The sequence below is a fragment of the Streptococcus mitis genome, assembly GCF_000960005.1.
Taxonomy (GTDB): Bacteria; Bacillota; Bacilli; order Lactobacillales; family Streptococcaceae; genus Streptococcus; species Streptococcus mitis_CK.
Map to the genome: position 1 here is coordinate 650,720 of NZ_JYGP01000002.1, position 16,962 is coordinate 667,681.

Here is a 16,962-nt window from a genome sequence, read left to right on the forward strand (position 1 = left end):
TTCTAATTAATTTTAACAGTCACATTTGCTTTTGAAACAATCTGATGACCATGATAAATATCGTAATCAATAATAGCTGACCGTCTCGTATGATGGATAATGCGTGCTTGAATGCGCAATATATCATCTATCTGAACAGCCTGCAAAAAGTAGATTAGCATCTGCTCAATAATAAGATTGCGACCACTATTCACAACTAAATCTTGAGTCATGTGGGTCAGAATTTCTGCCAATACACCATTAGCCAAAACACCGTTCTTCTCTAGCATAAAGGGTTCCACTGTAATCACTACTTCATCATGGTGATAAGAAAGTTTTTGACCAATCTGCTCAGAAAAAGTAGGTAGAGCAGAAACTTGGGAACGACTCATCTTCTCCATGACATCTCGTCTGGTTACAACCCCAAGCAAGGTTTGATTATTTCGAACAACCGGTACCATTTCAAAGTCTTCAGCAATCATCCGTTGACTCACATTGGCAATATTTGTCGATAATCCAACCAAAAATAGACTACGAGACATGACTTTATCAATTGTGGTACTTGGTGACTTATCTCCCGCATCTCTCATAGTAACAACCCCAACAACAACCTGATGTTGATTGATAACAGGGAAACGGCTGCTACGATTCTTACGTACCAAATCCAAATAATCTTTAACAGTGTCTGTCTCTCTCAGAAAACCATATTCATGACTCGGACGGTAAAGTTTCTCAACTGTCAGAATATCAGTCTTGATTTGGACATTTGATAAGGCTTTATTGATCATGGTCGCGACAGTGAAAGTGTCATGTTTGCTTCTTAAAACAGGAATTCCTTTTTGATTGGCCAGTTTAAGCACGTCATCATGAACATGAAATCCTCCTGTCACAAGAACAGCATTTTCATTTTCAAGTGCTAACAGTTGGATACGAGTACGGTCTCCGACAATCAAGAGTCCCCCATCATGAAGGTAGGACAGGATATTTTGTTCAGTCATGGCACCGATAGAGAACTTACTAAATTCTCTATCTAAACCTTCTTGACCAGACAGAACCTCAGAAGAAGTCACTTCAGCAATTTCAGCAAAAGTTAATCTTTCGATAGCAACTTTCTGAGATTTGACACGGATAGTACCACTTCTTGGACGAGTCTCTACAATTCCACGATTTTCAGCTTCTTTAATAGCCCGATAAGCCGTTCCATCACTGACTCCTAGATGGTTGGAAATGCTTCGAACACTGACCCTCTTTCCGACAGGTAATTCTTCCAAATAGCTTAGAATTTCCTGATGTTTACTCATTGAATTCTCCTTTTACATACCGAAATTCAAGATAATCCCGCATTTTTCTTGTGTAGCGATCACTTCCTTTAAACTGACGAGTCAAACGGAATCCAGACTTTAGAGCAACCTTTTGGCTAGCTTCATTTTCAAGATGAGTAATGATGGCTAATTGTTTTAAACCAAATTCCTCAAAAGAAAGCTGACAAATTTTTCTAACAACCTCTGTCATAAATCCTTGCGACCAAGCATCTTTTCTCAAAAAATAGCCAAGCTCAGCTTCTTTTTTGATTTCATCTAACTTCTCAAATTTAATAGAACCAATCATTTGTTGATTTTTCTGGTCACAAATTGCCCACACTCCCAAAGGGGACTTCATAAAGTAATTCGCTAATGCATATTGACTTTCTTCCAAACTAGCTTGACTTGGAAAAATGAATTGTAAATTTTCTGGATTTGAAGCTATCTCATGGAAGTCTTGACTATCACTAAAAAAGAAAGGACGCAAATACAAGCGATCCGTTTCAAAAAAAGAAAACATTGCTAATTTGGTCCAAATATTCATAAACACCCCTACGGTTTATTCTTCAACAAGTGTAATATCTGCTCCTAGATTACGTAATTTTTCAATAATATCTGAATAACCACGTAAGATGAACTCAATATTTGTAATTTCAGTTTTGCCTTCAGCCATTAAACCAGCAATGACAAGTGCGGCCCCAGCTCTAAGGTCAGTAGCTTTTACATTTGCACCACGCAAACCACGTCCACCAGTATATAAAATATGGTCGTTTGTAGTCGTAATATCTGCGTCCATCTTTGCTAGTTCAAAAACATGGTTTACTCGTTTTTCATAAATGGTATCAATAATGGTACCACGCCCCTCTGCTGTTAACAAGAGTGGAGTAATTGGTTGTTGCAAGTCAGTAGCAAAACCAGGATAAGGTGCTGTCTTAATATTGATTGCTTTCAAATTAGACTGTTCTTCGACAAAAATACTGTCTTCAGATACAGTCATTCTCACACCCATCTCTTCCAACTTAGCGATGAATCCTTCTAAGTGTTCGTATAATACATTGTTGATACGAATTCCCTTACCGACTGCAGCAGCTAAGGAAATATATGTTCCTGCTTCAATACGGTCTGGAATCACCTGGTGGCGAGTTCCGTGTAATCTTTCAACACCATCAATAGTGATAATATTAGTTCCTGCCCCACGGATATGGGCACCCATATTATTCAAGAGAGTGGCAACATCAATAATCTCAGGCTCACGGGCTGCATTTTCAATAATAGTACGCCCATTTGCTTTAACCGCAGCAATCATCGTATTAATCGTCGCACCGACACTAACCGTATCCATGTAAATACTTGCACCATGAAGTCCCACATCTTTAGCAGATAACTTCATGTTATCTCCCTCGTAGCTAACAGTAGCTCCCATTGCTTCAAAAGCCTTTAGGTGTAAGTCAATAGGACGTGGTCCCAAATCACATCCACCAGGCAAACCAACTGTAGCTTCCCCAAAGCGACCTAAAAGACTTCCATAAAAATAATAAGATGCACGAAGACTGTTGATTTTCCCATAAGGCATTGGAATATTTTGAACACCTCGTGGATCAATCTCTAACACATCGTCATAACGCTTAACGGTAGCACCCATTAACTCCATGATTTCGACAAGACTAGCAACATCGGAAATATCTGGAACACAATCCAAAGTCACCACATCATCAGCCAAAATAATAGCTGGAATTAAGGCCACAACGCTATTTTTAGCACCGCTAATAGTGATTTCACCTTGCAAGGGTAATCCACCATTGATAACAATTTTTCTCATTCTAAATTTTTTATGCTCTTTCAAAATTTCTAAAAAGGTCCTACATTAAAGTATATCATAAATCCACCCTTTTTTCCATCATTTTCAATTATATTAGCAGAATCGTATTTATTGGTAAATGAGCTGTCTTGAAATGTTTTGCCCCTTTTTTGCCCCCTAAATACAAAAATAGCCCTTCGGATAAAATCCGAGGGGCTAGAAACGTTGTTAAATCAACGGCCGAACTTTTGAATTTCATGGTTCGGGATAAAATAGTTCACTGAACTATTTTATTTTTTAAGGTTGTAGAATGATTTCAATCCACGATATTCTGCTACTTCACCAAGTTGGTCTTCGATGCGAAGCAATTGGTTGTATTTAGCGATACGGTCTGTACGTGAAAGTGAACCAGTCTTGATTTGTCCTGCGTTAGTTGCAACTGCGATGTCAGCGATTGTTGAATCTTCAGTTTCACCTGAACGGTGTGATACAACGGCAGTGTAACCAGCTTCTTTAGCCATTTCGATAGCTTCAAAAGTTTCAGTAAGAGTACCGATTTGGTTAACTTTGATAAGGATTGAGTTAGCAGCACCTTCTTGGATACCACGTGCAAGGTAGTCAGTGTTTGTTACGAAGAAGTCGTCACCAACAAGTTGTACTTTCTTACCAAGACGTTCAGTAAGAGCTTTCCAACCATCCCAGTCGTTTTCATCCATACCATCTTCGATAGTGATGATTGGGTATTTGTTAACCAATTCTTCAAGGTAATCGATTTGTTCTGCAGATGTACGAACAGCAGCGCCTTCACCTTCAAATTTAGTATAGTCGTAAACTTTACGTTCTTTATCGTAGAATTCTGATGAAGCACAGTCAAATCCGATAAATACGTCTTTACCTGGAACATATCCAGCAGCTTCGATCGCAGCAAGGATAGTTTCAACACCGTCTTCAGTTCCTTCGAAACGAGGAGCGAATCCACCTTCGTCACCTACGGCAGTTTCCAAACCACGTGATTTAAGGATTTTCTTAAGAGCGTGGAAGATTTCAGCACCGTAACGAAGAGCTTCTTTAAATGTTGGCGCACCAACTGGCAAGATCATGAACTCTTGGAATGCGATTGGAGCGTCAGAGTGAGAACCACCGTTGATGATGTTCATCATTGGAGTTGGAAGAACTTTAGTGTTGAATCCACCAAGGTAGCTGTAAAGTGGGATTTCAAGGTAGTCAGCAGCAGCACGAGCTACAGCGATAGACACACCAAGGATTGCGTTTGCACCCAATTTACCTTTGTTAGGAGTACCGTCAAGAGCGATCATAGCACGGTCGATAGCTTGTTGATCACGTACATCGTAGCCAATGATAGCTTCAGCAATGATGTTGTTTACGTTGTCAACAGCTTTTTGTGTACCAAGACCACCGTAACGAGATTTGTCACCATCGCGAAGTTCAACTGCTTCGTGTTCACCAGTAGAAGCTCCTGATGGAACCATACCACGTCCGAAAGCACCTGATTCAGTGTAAACTTCTACTTCAAGTGTTGGGTTACCGCGTGAGTCTAGGACTTCGCGAGCGTAAACATCAGTAATAATTGACATTTTTTACTCTCCTTATGAGTTAAATTTTTTACACCTCTATAATACCTTAAAACCCCTCCTTTTTCAAGAAAAAACGTTATCTTTGTGCAAATTTTCCTTAACTTTATAAAGTAATCGCTTTCTTTTGTCTGTTTTATTCTAACTTTTATGATATACTGTTTTCATGACAGATTTATCAAAACAATTACTTGAAAAAGCTCATGGTGGAGCAAAATTAAATCCGGATGAGCAAAGACGCTATCTTGGTACTTTTGAGGAAAGAGTTCTTGGATATGCAGATATTGATACAGCAAATAGCCCTCAGTTAGAAAAAGGCTTTTTATCCATTTTAGAAAACCTTCAGGAAAAAGCAGAACCACTATTTGTGAAGATTTCACCAAATATCGAATTTGACAAGCAAGTTTTCTACTTAAAAGAAGCTAAAGAAACTGATAGTCAAGCTACCATTGTATCTGAAGAGCATACTTCTTCTCCTTTTGGCCTGATTATCCATAGCAATGCACCAGTTCAAGTAGAAGAAAAGGACCTTCGACTTGCTTTTGCAAAACTTTGGGAAGATAAAAAGGAAGGTCCAGCCAAAACATCCTTCTGGAAGAAATGGTTTGGCTAAATCTTGCGCATATTTAATAAATGCCCTATATTGGCAGCCGTGTGCTCCAAATAGAGACTGGCATTTTTCAAACTATCTTCTAGAGGTTCACTTTTCTCCAAAATTGAAAAAGCCGCTTGGATATTCTCAAATGGTAGGGAAGGTAAATCCTCAGCAATACTACCACAAATAGCAATGACAGGAACTCCGATAGGGGTTCTTTTTGCAACACCTATCGGCGCTTTACCTGCTAAACTTTGACGATCTAGCCTTCCTTCTCCAACAATAACCAAGTCAGCATCTGCAACTTTCTTATCAAAGCTAATTAGGTTCAAGCAGGTATCAATTCCAGACACGATATTTGCCTGAGCAAAGGCACACAAACCGCCAGCAATGCCTCCACCAGCTCCTGCTCCTTTAAGTTCCAATGTTGCAGGGGAGACTTTTTCATAAAAATCTTGGATCGCTTGATCTACGGCATCAAACATAGTAGGATCTAGACCTTTTTGCTTGCCAAACGTGTAGGTCGCACCTTGATAACCACATAAGGGACTCGTGACATCTGCTAAAATACGAATTTGAACATCTTCAGGAATTTCATAGCGATTTTCTGTTGAAACAGAAGCTAAATTTAGTAAGGACTGACCGCAAGCGGGCAAGACATTTCCATCCCTATCATAAAATCGATAACCTAAACCAGCAGCGATCCCAATTCCTCCGTCATTACTGGCCGTGCCACCAACGCCGATATAGATTTCTTTAATCCCTTGAGCAATGAGATGACGAATCAACTCTCCAATACCACAAGTCTGAATTTGAAGTGGATTTCGTTTCTCTATCGGAATTTTTCCAAGGCCAACTAAGTCAGCCACTTCAAATAGTGCCAGTTGTTCTTTTTGAAAATAGCTCATGGCTTCTTTTTGTCCAAAAGGGCCTGTCACTTGGATCCATTTTTCTTCAATGTCAAGAGAATGTCGAATAGAATCTACTGTACCTTCGCCACCATCACCAACAGGGCAGAGGAGACATTCTACATCTGCTATCGATTGTTGGAAGCCTCTTTTTATTGCTTCAGCTACCTGATCAGCGGTCAAGCTTTCTTTAAATGAATCTGGTGCAATTACAATCTTCATATTTTCCCTCATTCTAAACAGTCAATCAAAGGAAGAACTTCTAAAAAATCCCTCTTGTCAACATGATTCGGTATTTCTTTTTTGAGCACTTCTTTGGCACAAAAAGCAATTCCCAGTCCTGCTGACTTCAACATTAATAGGTCATTTGCCCCATCTCCGATTGCAACAGTTCTTTCTCTAGGAAGTTGCAGTTCCTTTCTCCATTGTTCTAGAGTATCTTTTTTGACCTGGGGACTGATAATTTGTCCAACTAATTCCCCTGTTAGAAAGCCACCTTTGACTTCAAGTTGGTTGGCAGAAAAATAGGCAATTCCAAGAGATTTTGCTAATCTCTCAACTATTGGAGAAAATCCACCGGACACCATACCAACTAGGATAGCATTCCTTTGGAGAATAGAAATGAATTCCTGGGCATTTGGCGATAGATGAATAGAATTGAAGACTGTATCAAAGACCGAAATAGGAAGGCCTTCCAACAAGAAAACTCTGTCTCGTAAACTCGTTTCAAAATTCAACTCTCCTCGCATTGCCTGACTTGTAAGCTGCGCAATTTCCGCCTCACGACCTGCCTCTCTTCCCAACAAATCAATCACTTCTTCTAGGATTAAGGTGCCGTCAACATCCATGACACACAAGCCTTTTACTTGGGACATCAGTTCTCCTCTCTAAACAGCCTAAAAATCGTATGAAGTCATCATACGATTTTATCTATTAATTAACTAAACTATGGTACAAGTCAAGGTATGACCTGCAGGCTGTATCCCATGAGAAATCACACTCCATAGCTTGTTTTTGTAGGTTTCTCCAAACATCAGGATGGTTTCTATACAAGTCCAATGCTGTTTGGAAAGTCCAATTTAACCAGTAAGGAGATAGATTGTCGAAGCTAAAGCCAGTACCGCTTCCTTCGATTGGATTGAAAGCACGAACGGTATCTCGCAAGCCACCAACTTCATGAACCAATGGCAAGGTTCCGTAACGCATCGCCATCATTTGAGACAAGCCACACGGTTCAAAACGACTTGGCATGAGGAAGAGATCACAAGCAGCGTAGATTTCTTGAGCTAGTTTGACATCAAAAGTGATATTTGCTGATAGCTTGTCTGGATAGATTTGAGCAAACCATGAGAAAGCTCCTTCAAAGGCTGGATCACCAGTTCCTAAAAGAACAATCTGAACATCATTTTGCAAGATATGGTGCAGACTTTCCACCACCACATCAAAACCTTTTTGACGTGTCAAACGAGAAACAATTCCCACCAGAGGAACGTCAGATCTAACTGGCAAGCCAACTCTCTCTTGCAATTTTGCCTTATTTTGGGCCTTCCCAGACAAATCTTCCTGATTAAAATGATAGTCTAAAAGGGCATCCGTCTGAGGATTATAAAGGTCAGCATCAATCCCATTTACGATACCAGATACCTTACCAGACTCCATTCGAAGAATCTGATCCAAGTTACATCCAAACTGACTAGTCATAATTTCATGAGCATAGCTAGGCGAAACGGTTGAAACACGATCCGCATAGAGAATACCTGCCTTCATCCAGTTCAGACAGTTGTTCCATCGAAGGGTGCCATCAGCATAACGCTCAAAGCCAACTCCAAACAAATCCCATAACATTCCTTCTGAAAATTGTCCTTGGAATTCCAAATTATGAATGGTTAAAACAGTTTTTATTCCTTGATAGGCTTGAATCCAACGGTATTTTTCCTTCAACAAGAAAGGAATCATAGCTGTATGGTAGTCATGAACATGGAGAAGATCAGGAATAAAGTCAATCCTTTCCATAGCCTCAATGGCAGCTAGTTGGAAGAAAGCAAAGCGTTCACCGTCATCAAAATCACCGTAAACATGACCACGGAAAAAATAATATTGGTTGTCAATAAAGTAGAAGGTTACACCATTTAAGACTGTTTTCTTAATCCCACAGTACTGTCTGCGCCAACCAACACTCACCTCAAAATGAAGCACATCTTCAATCTGATTTCCAAATTTAGCCTCTACCATATCATAGTAGGGGAGAATTACTGCAACTTCATGTCCCGCTTTTACCAGTGATTTGGGAAGAGCACCAATGACGTCTCCCAAACCACCTGTTTTTGAAAAGGGTGCACCCTCAGCTGCTACAAATAAAATTTTCATGAATGAATATCCTCTGTTACTTTAGCACCTTTCTTAACGACGACTGGATGTTCTGCAGTTCCACGGATCACAACTCCATCCGCAACTTCAACACCCTTGTCCAAGATAGCATATTCTACCTGAGCACCTTCTCCAATAACAACACGAGGGAATAAGATGCTATCTTTAACCAAGCTATCCTTATGGACATGAATATTACGTGATAAAACAGAATTAGCCACTTGACCTTCAATAATACTACCAGAGGCAAACTGAGAAGTGCTTACCTTAGATGTATTAGCATAATAAGTTGGCTCTTCGTTTTTGACCTTTGTATAAATCTTTTGATTTGGTGAGAAGAGAGAGTAGAATTTTTGTGATTCAAGCATATCTTTGTTAGCTTTGTAATAAGACTCTACAGAATGAATATTTGCTAGATAACCTGTGTACTCGTAGGCAAAAGCCCCTTCTTTTGCAGCCAAATCCCGTAAAACATAGCGCAACTTCTCTGGATGTTCTTTTTTAGCTTCTTCTTCCAAGCGTTCTATCAACCAAGGTGTATCAACGACAAAGATATCTGTAGACATGTTATAGATTTGATCTGGTAACTTGCTATCAAAGAGTTTATGAGAACGAACATGGTCTGTTTCATCCACTTCCAAGATTGCGTTTACTTCTGAAATGTCTTTCTTAGCTAGTTTTTTATAAACTACAGTGATAGGCCCTTTTGTTGTACTATGTAGATGGAAAACTTGGTTCAAATCAATGTTAATCAAAACATCACAGTTGAGGGCAACTGTTTGGTTTGAGCCAGAACGTTTCAAGTAAGTAAGAAGTTGTTGGTAGTATTCTTTTCCAACTGTACTACTTTCCACACGAGTATTGTAAATACCTAGATAATAGTGGCTAAGAAGAGTTGACAAGCCCCACTCACGTCCTGAACGGATATGGTCAAAGACTGAGCTAATATTATCTTGTTGGAAAATACCAAAGATACTACGGACACCTGCATTAGCAAGACTTGAGAGCGGGAAGTCGATCAAACGATATTTCCCACCAAATGGCAAACTAGCTACTGGACGGTGGTCGGTCAATGTTGACATATCATGAAAACCAACTGTGTTTCCTAAAATGGCAGAATATTTATCAATCTTCATCTGTTGCTACCCCCACTACTTCATCATATCCTACAACCTGTACTTCTTCTGTTCCATCAATTTCGACACCATCAGAAATAACTGCACCTTCACCAATAATGGCACGTTTAATTTTAGCTCCCTGACCAACAATTGCACCACTCATGATAACTGAATCTACTACTTCTGCCCCTTCGCGAACTTGCGCACCTGTTGAGAGGATAGAATGTTTAACAGTTCCATCTACGAAACAGCCATCAACAACCAAGGAATCTTCCACGTGAGCATTTGCCCCAAGGAAGTTTGGTGGTGAAATCAAGTTTCTTGAGTAAATCTTCCATTGACGGTTACGGCTATCCAAAGCATTTTCTGGAGAAATGTACTCCATGTTCGCTTCCCAAAGCGACTCAGTGGTACCGACGTCTTTCCAGTAACCATTAAATTCATAAGCATAGACACTTTCACCTGACTCAAGGTAATTTGGAATGACATTTTTACCAAAGTCTGACATATCTACATTGCTCTTTTCAGCAGCGACTAACATATTACGAAGGCGTTGCCAATCAAAAATGTAGATTCCCATAGAAGCTTTTGTAGATTTAGGTTGAGCTGGTTTTTCTTCAAATTCAACAATACGATTGTTGGCATCGGTATTCATGATACCAAAACGGCTCGCTTCTTTAAGAGGGACGTCTAAAACCGCTACTGTCAAGCTGGCATTATTATCTTTGTGAGACTGGAGCATATCATCATAATCCATTTTGTAGATGTGGTCCCCAGATAGAATCAAGACATACTCAGGATTGACACTGTCGATATAATCAATATTTTGGTAAATAGCGTGGCTAGTCCCCTCAAACCAACGATTTCCTTCACTTGCAGAATAAGGTTGAAGAATAGAGACACCAGAATTGATACCGTCTAATCCCCAGCTTGAACCATTCCCGATATGGTTGTTGAGAGCAAGTGGTTGGTACTGGGTAATGACTCCAACATTGTTGATGCCTGAGTTAGCACAGTTTGAAAGAGCAAAGTCAATGATACGGTAGCGCCCACCAAATTGCACAGCTGGTTTTGCGATGCTTTGAGTGAGTTTACCGAGACGAGTTCCTTGCCCACCAGCAAGAATCAAAGCTAACATTTCATTCTTCATTTTCTACTCCTTTTTGGTTTTTACTTGTGACGGTTTTAGTAGGTTTCAAGCGACGTTTGATTTTCCAAACACTTGCTCCCATAGCCGGTAGGGTAAAGGTCAAGGTCTGCTCATAATCTTTCCATAGTCCTTCTTGCGTTTGCACAGTTTGATTATGTTCTTTCCAAACGCCTCCCCACTCTTCTAACTCAGTATTCCAGACTTCTTCGTAAATCCCTGCAACAGGAAGTCCGATTGTAAAATCTTTTCGTTCAACTGGTGCCATGTTAAAGACGCAGACTAGCATATCGTCCTTCTTACCCTTACGGATGAAAGAAAGAACACTCTGGTCTCGATTATCCGCATCAATGATTTCAATACCATCATAGCTGGTATCGATTTCCCACAAACAGCGATGATCTTTGTAAAACTGGTTTAGCTGAGAAGTGAAATACTTCATCTTCGCATTCATTGGATCTTCTAGGTTTGACCATTCCAACTGTTCTTCAGATTTCCATTCTAGGAATTGCCCATATTCACTACCCATGAAAAGCAATTTTTTACCTGGGTGACAAATTTGGTAAGTGTAGAGATTGCGCAAGCCTGCGAATTGATTGTAGCGATCTCCCCACATCTTATGCATCATACTCTTCTTACCGTGAACCACTTCATCGTGCGAGAATGGTAGGAGATAGTTTTCCTTGAAGACATACATAAAGCTGAAAGTCACCAGATTAAAGTCATATTTACGGTAAATCGGATCTTCTTCGTAGAATCGGAGGATATCATTCATCCAGCCCATATTCCACTTGTAGTCAAATCCTAGACCATCTGAATCCTTAGTGTCAGTAATCTGAGTAGCTGATGAACTTTCTTCTGCAATCATCATCACATCTGGATGAACTAGTTTAATCACATCATTCAAGCGTTGAAGGAAATAATATCCCTCATAGTTGAGATTGCCACCATCTTTATTAGGTGTCCATGGAGCATCATCGTAGTCTAAATAGAGTATATTGCTGACAGCATCCACACGAATACCATCTAGATGGTAAAAGTCAATCCAAAACTTAATACTAGAAATCAAGAAGGACTGGACTTCATTTTTTCCAAGGTCAAAATTGAGAGCGCCCCAACCATAGTTATGAGCCTTATTATGGTCTTGGTACTCAAAAGTCGGTGTCCCGTCATAATAAGCTAAGGCATCATCATTAATGGTGAAATGACCAGGTACCCAGTCTACAATAACCCCAATATTGTTTAAGTGACATTCCTCAACAAAATCTTGAAATTCTTCAGGACGACCATAGGCATGCTCTAGAGCAAAGTAACCCATAAGCTGATAGCCCCAACTCAAACCTAGTGGGTGAGACATCAAAGGCATAAACTCAATGTGAGTATAGTTCATCTCAACCAAGTAAGGAATAAGTTCATCTTTCAATTGAGAAAAACTATAGGGGCTGCCATCAGGATTTCTCTTCCAAGAGCCAGCATGAGCCTCGTAAATATTGACAGGACGCTCTTCAAAGCTCAAGCGTTTTCTACGGGCTAGCCAGAGACCATCCTTCCATTTCTTTTCTGGAATCTCTGTTAAAATAGCCCCAGTACCAGGTCGTGCCTCATACCTTACAGCCAAAGGGTCAATCTTCATCAACTGATGACCGTTTGATCGTGTGATATGATACTTATAAATTTGGCCTTCTTGAGCAAGAGTGGTAAAGACTTCCCAGATCCCAAATTCATTTCGTTCCATTGGAATTTGATTTTCAACCCAATTGGTGAAATCCCCTACCAAGTGAACAGCCTGAGCATTAGGCGCCCACACACGAAAAGTATAGCCATACTCTCCATTTTTTTCTTCCCTATGAGCTCCCAGATAGTGCTGGAGGTGAAAATTTTCACCTGTCATAAAGGTTTTTAAAGCATTATTCTTATCCATACACCCTCCTAATTCTGTAAGCGTTTTCTATAGATTTATTATACTACCTTTTTAGGGAAGATTCAAGTAAATTACGGAATTTGCAAAAAAATCTTTTGAAAGTCTTCAACAAATTCACTGATGTGTTCACTTGTAAATCAAGAAATTTTCAGAAACGCTTTGAAAACGAATTGTTTTTTAATAATACTATCACAAAGTTCGTTATTTAGCTAACAAAAAATATAATTTTAAGTAAAAAAATAAATCAGGAAACGAATCTCCTGATTTTACATTTCATTTCACATCAAAAACAATGGATTTGACATTTGTCATCGCTTCAATACTATATTTAATTCCTTGCACTCCAGCGCCAGAACCTTTGACACCAAGGAATGGGAAATTATCTGGACCACGCTGGGTTTTATTATTTATATGAACTGTACCCACTTCAAGTTTTTCAGCAATTTCAAATGCTTTTTTGAAATCATTTGTAAAGACTGAGGATTGAAGGCCGAATTCAGATTCGTTGGCAAAGGCAATGGCTTCCTCTACACTAGCCACACGGATAATTGGTAAAACAGGACCAAATGGCTCTTCCCATGCCACTTTCATATCTTTTGTAACTTGGTCAAAAAGCACTGGCCATAGAAGATTGCCTTCGCGTTTGATTGGTGTAAGAGCCTGAGCACCTTTTTCTTGTGCATCATCAATCAAGCCCCAAATAAAGTCTGCTGAAGCATTGTCGATAACTGGTGTGATATCAGCATTGTCGAATGGATCGCCAACTGTTAATTTAGTAACCTCTGCTTGAAGCAAAGCAGCTAGTGTATCTGCTACACTTTCGATAACAATAACACGTTTAATGGCTGTGCAACGTTGACCTGAATAGCTAAAGGCACCCGCAACAATTTGCTTGGCAGCATGTTCCAAATCTGCATCTTCTAGTACTAAGGCTGCATCTTTCCCACCAAGCTCCAACATGATTGGACGCATACCAGCTAAACGACCAATACGTTCTCCGATAGGAGTTGAACCTGTAAAGTTGATGAAGTTGACTTCTTTGTGTTCAATGATATAATCCCCAATTTCTGAACCACGACCCGTAATGGTATTGAAAACACCAGCCGGAATCCCTGCTTCTTCAAACGCTTTAGCCAACAAGAGCCCAGAAATAGAACCTTGTGTTGGTGGCTTAAACATGACTACATTCCCTGCAATCAAGGCAGGTGCAATTTTAGAAGCAGATAAATTAACTGGATAATTAAAGGGAGCGATAGCCAGCACGACACCAACTGGCTCGCGACGAACAACGGCCAATTTATTTTTACTTGCTGCTTCAAAACCGCCACCTTCCATTGCTTGTCCAGTGATACGGAGACCTTCCTCAGCAGCATAGCGAATCAAGTCTGCGGTACGCACCACTTCTCCAATAGCTACTTTAATTCCCTTTGCCACTTCTTTGGCAAGTATAGTACCAATTTCTTCCTTATCACGTTCTAAAATAGCTGCTGTTTTGTGCAAATAAGCCGCACGTTCAACTGCTGATAAAGCTCGCCAAGCTGGCAGGGCTGCACGCGCAGCTTTCATAGCCTCATCTACTTCTGCCTGAGTCATAGCTGGAACAGTCCCTAATTCTTCTTGGTTTATTGGTGAATAAATCGTAATTTCTTTTTCAGCTGATTTCCATTTTCCATTTACTAAATTCTGATATCTTGTCAAATTCTCGTCCTCCTGAAAATGATTAAGATATATTTTACCAAATTTTCAGAAAATTACAACCCTTTTTGCAATTTTTTTGAGATTATTTTCACAAGCTTGGTTTTTCAAACTATTTGAAACTTGATTCTAATCTTCATTGAAAACTTATAAATGATAAAAAGGATTAGACAATCTAACCCTTTTTAGTTTATGCATTTAAGAGAGTACTTTTAGCACTGCGACACTAGTATCATCAATGACATTTTCTTGTTTCGAACGACTATTGGTCACAAGCATTTCTAGATTTCCTGCATTTTCAAAGTATAAGGAAGTTCCCTTGGCATTGAATACTACCAATAGATGTTCTGGCCCCCCGTGAATCTCGTAAACAATCCATCCGCTATTTTCTGCAGCTGTGTGAACAAAGACATGACGGTAAACTTCTTCGTATGTAGGATAAGAAAAGGCGCTAGTCTGTGTTTTCAGTCGAATAATTTGACGGACAAAGTCAATGCTTTCTTGTCTTTCATTGATTAAATCCCAGTTTATTTGGTTAACACTGTCAGGAGCCTTGTAACTATTCATAGCACGTTCTCGGTCTGCCGAAGTGAGTTGTCCATGTTCACCCGTCGGAATTAATTTGGTTCGACCAAATTCTTGGCCAATTTCCATAAAGGACATTCCTTGCATGAGAAGGTTCATTACTGTCGCCGTCTCAACCTTGCGCATAATCTGGTCTGAACTTTGATCAGGATGAAGAGTCGCCAACAAATCATGAAGATTGTAATTGTCATGGGCTTCAACATAGTTGAGAACCTGGTTTGGACTGAGATAAGAACCCAATTCTCGGCTACCAAGAATGGCCTTGGCAATGATTGGTTCAGTGGCTGCACCACTTACAAATCCTGACTTGATTGCACCATAAACTTCTCCTCCTTTGACCGCATCACGCTGATTATCATTGAAGAATCCGATATTTGGCATTTGGTAGGCATTATCCTTCTTGGCCTTATCATAAGGTGCAAGACCTGTTCCCATATCCCAGCCTTCTCCATAAGTGATAATACGGGGATCAACCTCATCTAGCGCCCAACGAATCGCTTGCATGGTTTTGACATTATGAATACCCATCAAGTCAAAACGGAAGCCGTCAATATTGTATTCCTGTACCCAGTATAGAAGAGAATCAATCATGTACTTGCGGAACATTTCGTGTTCACTGGCTGTTTCATTTCCAACACCTGTTCCATTCTGGAAGGTACCGTCTGGATTCATACGATAGTAGTAATCAGGGACAGTTGTTTGGAAAGGTGCATCAACCGTTGAAAAGGTGTGATTATAAACCACGTCCATAATGACACCAATCCCCGCATCGTGATAGGCTTGAACCATGGTCTTCAAATCACGAATGACCTGCCCTGGATCATCTGGATTACTAGAAAAACTTGGTTCTGGTGCATTGTAGTTTTGAGGGTCATAACCCCAGTTATAGGTTACATTTCCATCCTCATCGTATTCCTTATGGCGATCAAAGATAGGCTGGAGTTGAACATAGTTGCAGCCAAGTTCTTTGATATAGTCAAAGGCGGTTGCTTGTCCGAATTGGTTTACAGTTCCAGTCTGGGCAGCACCAAGGAAGGTTCCACGGAGATGCTCTGCAACTCCAGAGGTCGGAGATTTGGTTAAATCTCGGATATGCATTTCACAGATAACTGCTTTACATGGATTTTCCAAACGCCAAGGCGCTTCTGTTCCATGTTTGACCACAAATCCTTCTACTTGTCTGTCTTGATGAGAAAGAATTACGGAACGTTTGCCGTCAGGACTTGTGGCAATCGTGTAAGGATCTCTCGTCACAGTCTGGTGGTGAGGAAAGTCAATCTGATACTGATAAGCCTTGCCAGCAAGATTTTCATCTAAGTCTAGACTCCAAACACCAATGGTATTGTACTTATGACTGTATGAATAGCTATTACCACGCTCTAGATTAAAGGTTTTCCAAATCGGAGCGTCGTTGCTGGTATTTTCGTAGACAACCACCTGTACAGCAGTAGCCGTAGGAGCCCAAAGTTTAAAGCTAGTCTGATAATCTGAAAGACTGTAACCTAGTTCTCCTTGGTAGCCCCAGTGGTGATCAAAACTAGCGCTATGTATTGCTCTATCAAAAGCAAATGGATTTTGATCTTTGTAGTAAGGACTAGCAATGGCTGGGTTTTCAGAATAATAAACAGTCTCGTCGCCCTCTAAAATCCAAACTTCTGTCAGAAGCGGATAGTAGTTATAACGCACGGAATATTCCTTAACTGTCCCATCAATCTCGACAGAAAACTTCAGGTTTTCTAACTTTTCTTGACTTGTAACTGTGAAGGAGAACTTTGCTCCAAAAAAGTTATTTTCATAATACAATTTTTCAACATTGTCCGCCTGTTTTCTACTAAATGAACAGGCTGCATAATCCCCGTTTTTTCGATGAAAATGGATGACTACAGGGTAATTTAACATTTCTTTTCCTAATTTCTAATTTTAATTTAATTTTTTATGTGGTGCTGATAGATTCAG

At 40.0% G+C, this 16,962-nt stretch carries 13 protein-coding genes; 1 reads left to right on the top strand and 12 read right to left on the bottom strand.

The window, feature by feature from the left end; all coding sequences use genetic code 11:
• Positions 1–2: 2 nt before the first annotated feature.
• From spxR to eno, 4 genes are all read right to left on the bottom strand, one after another.
• Complete coding sequence (spxR, locus tag TZ90_RS04605) at positions 3–1,280, bottom strand: CBS-HotDog domain-containing transcription factor SpxR (protein WP_004254268.1); 1,278 nt, start codon at positions 1,278–1,280, stop codon at positions 3–5.
• The gene (locus TZ90_RS04610) at positions 1,273–1,824 is read right to left on the bottom strand and encodes a GNAT family N-acetyltransferase (RefSeq protein WP_045611734.1); all 552 of its coding nucleotides are present in this window, start codon (positions 1,822–1,824) and stop codon (positions 1,273–1,275) included. The genes spxR and TZ90_RS04610 overlap by 8 nt, the downstream gene beginning before the upstream one ends.
• Positions 1,825–1,839: 15 nt before the next feature.
• Positions 1,840–3,099, bottom strand: coding sequence for a UDP-N-acetylglucosamine 1-carboxyvinyltransferase (locus TZ90_RS04615; protein WP_045611736.1), 1,260 nt, complete (start codon positions 3,097–3,099; stop codon positions 1,840–1,842).
• 269 nt (positions 3,100–3,368) lie between these two features.
• The gene (gene eno, locus TZ90_RS04620; protein ID WP_000022813.1) at positions 3,369–4,673 is read right to left on the bottom strand and encodes a surface-displayed alpha-enolase; all 1,305 of its coding nucleotides are present in this window, start codon (positions 4,671–4,673) and stop codon (positions 3,369–3,371) included.
• A gap of 163 nt (positions 4,674–4,836) precedes the next feature.
• Between eno and TZ90_RS04625 the strand changes: the two genes are divergently transcribed.
• Positions 4,837–5,283 carry a DUF1694 domain-containing protein gene (locus TZ90_RS04625; protein WP_000131072.1) on the top strand — a complete coding sequence of 149 codons (447 nt, stop codon included), beginning with the start codon at positions 4,837–4,839 and terminating at the stop codon, positions 5,281–5,283.
• On the opposite strand, the gene TZ90_RS04630 is transcribed toward TZ90_RS04625, so the two are convergent.
• The 8 genes from TZ90_RS04630 to pulA form a co-directional block, all read right to left on the bottom strand.
• Complete coding sequence (locus TZ90_RS04630) at positions 5,280–6,395, bottom strand: glycerate kinase (RefSeq protein WP_045611739.1); 1,116 nt, start codon at positions 6,393–6,395, stop codon at positions 5,280–5,282. The genes TZ90_RS04625 and TZ90_RS04630 overlap by 4 nt on opposite strands.
• 8 nt (positions 6,396–6,403) lie before the next feature.
• A complete protein-coding gene (gene serB / locus TZ90_RS04635; RefSeq protein ID WP_004254255.1) occupies positions 6,404–7,048 on the bottom strand; it encodes a phosphoserine phosphatase SerB in 645 nt (214 codons plus the stop codon).
• Between the two features lie 58 nt (positions 7,049–7,106).
• Entirely contained in the window at positions 7,107–8,540 is a 1,434-nt protein-coding gene (glgA, locus tag TZ90_RS04640; RefSeq protein ID WP_045611740.1) for a glycogen synthase GlgA, read from the bottom strand.
• Complete coding sequence (glgD, locus tag TZ90_RS04645; RefSeq protein ID WP_023947475.1) at positions 8,537–9,676, bottom strand: glucose-1-phosphate adenylyltransferase subunit GlgD; 1,140 nt, start codon at positions 9,674–9,676, stop codon at positions 8,537–8,539. Before glgD ends, glgA begins: the two co-directional genes overlap by 4 nt.
• The gene (locus TZ90_RS04650; protein ID WP_045611742.1) at positions 9,666–10,808 is read right to left on the bottom strand and encodes a glucose-1-phosphate adenylyltransferase; all 1,143 of its coding nucleotides are present in this window, start codon (positions 10,806–10,808) and stop codon (positions 9,666–9,668) included. Before TZ90_RS04650 ends, glgD begins: the two co-directional genes overlap by 11 nt.
• Positions 10,798–12,726: a 1,4-alpha-glucan branching protein GlgB gene (gene glgB, locus TZ90_RS04655; RefSeq protein WP_045611743.1), complete on the bottom strand. Its 1,929-nt coding sequence runs from the start codon at positions 12,724–12,726 to the stop codon at positions 10,798–10,800. Before glgB ends, TZ90_RS04650 begins: the two co-directional genes overlap by 11 nt.
• 273 nt (positions 12,727–12,999) lie before the next feature.
• The gene (locus TZ90_RS04660; RefSeq protein ID WP_045611744.1) at positions 13,000–14,424 is read right to left on the bottom strand and encodes an NADP-dependent glyceraldehyde-3-phosphate dehydrogenase; all 1,425 of its coding nucleotides are present in this window, start codon (positions 14,422–14,424) and stop codon (positions 13,000–13,002) included.
• A gap of 195 nt (positions 14,425–14,619) precedes the next feature.
• Positions 14,620–16,905: a type I pullulanase gene (gene pulA / locus TZ90_RS04665; protein WP_045611745.1), complete on the bottom strand. Its 2,286-nt coding sequence runs from the start codon at positions 16,903–16,905 to the stop codon at positions 14,620–14,622.
• Positions 16,906–16,962: the final 57 nt, after the last annotated feature.

Bases quoted from the DNA above. Each gene is read 5' to 3' on its own strand.
- glgB (WP_045611743.1), bottom strand. From the start codon at position 12,726: ATGGATAAGAATAATGCTTTAAAAACCTTTATGACAGGTGAAAATTTT.
- eno (WP_000022813.1), bottom strand. From the start codon at position 4,673: ATGTCAATTATTACTGATGTTTACGCTCGCGAAGTCCTAGACTCACGC.
- TZ90_RS04650 (WP_045611742.1), bottom strand. From the start codon at position 10,808: ATGAAGAATGAAATGTTAGCTTTGATTCTTGCTGGTGGGCAAGGAACT.
- TZ90_RS04625 (WP_000131072.1), top strand. From the start codon at position 4,837: ATGACAGATTTATCAAAACAATTACTTGAAAAAGCTCATGGTGGAGCA.
- spxR (WP_004254268.1), bottom strand. From the start codon at position 1,280: ATGAGTAAACATCAGGAAATTCTAAGCTATTTGGAAGAATTACCTGTC.
- TZ90_RS04610 (WP_045611734.1), bottom strand. From the start codon at position 1,824: ATGAATATTTGGACCAAATTAGCAATGTTTTCTTTTTTTGAAACGGAT.
- glgD (WP_023947475.1), bottom strand. From the start codon at position 9,676: ATGAAGATTGATAAATATTCTGCCATTTTAGGAAACACAGTTGGTTTT.
- glgA (WP_045611740.1), bottom strand. From the start codon at position 8,540: ATGAAAATTTTATTTGTAGCAGCTGAGGGTGCACCCTTTTCAAAAACA.
- TZ90_RS04615 (WP_045611736.1), bottom strand. From the start codon at position 3,099: ATGAGAAAAATTGTTATCAATGGTGGATTACCCTTGCAAGGTGAAATC.
- serB (WP_004254255.1), bottom strand. From the start codon at position 7,048: ATGTCCCAAGTAAAAGGCTTGTGTGTCATGGATGTTGACGGCACCTTA.
- TZ90_RS04630 (WP_045611739.1), bottom strand. From the start codon at position 6,395: ATGAAGATTGTAATTGCACCAGATTCATTTAAAGAAAGCTTGACCGCT.
- pulA (WP_045611745.1), bottom strand. From the start codon at position 16,905: ATGTTAAATTACCCTGTAGTCATCCATTTTCATCGAAAAAACGGGGAT.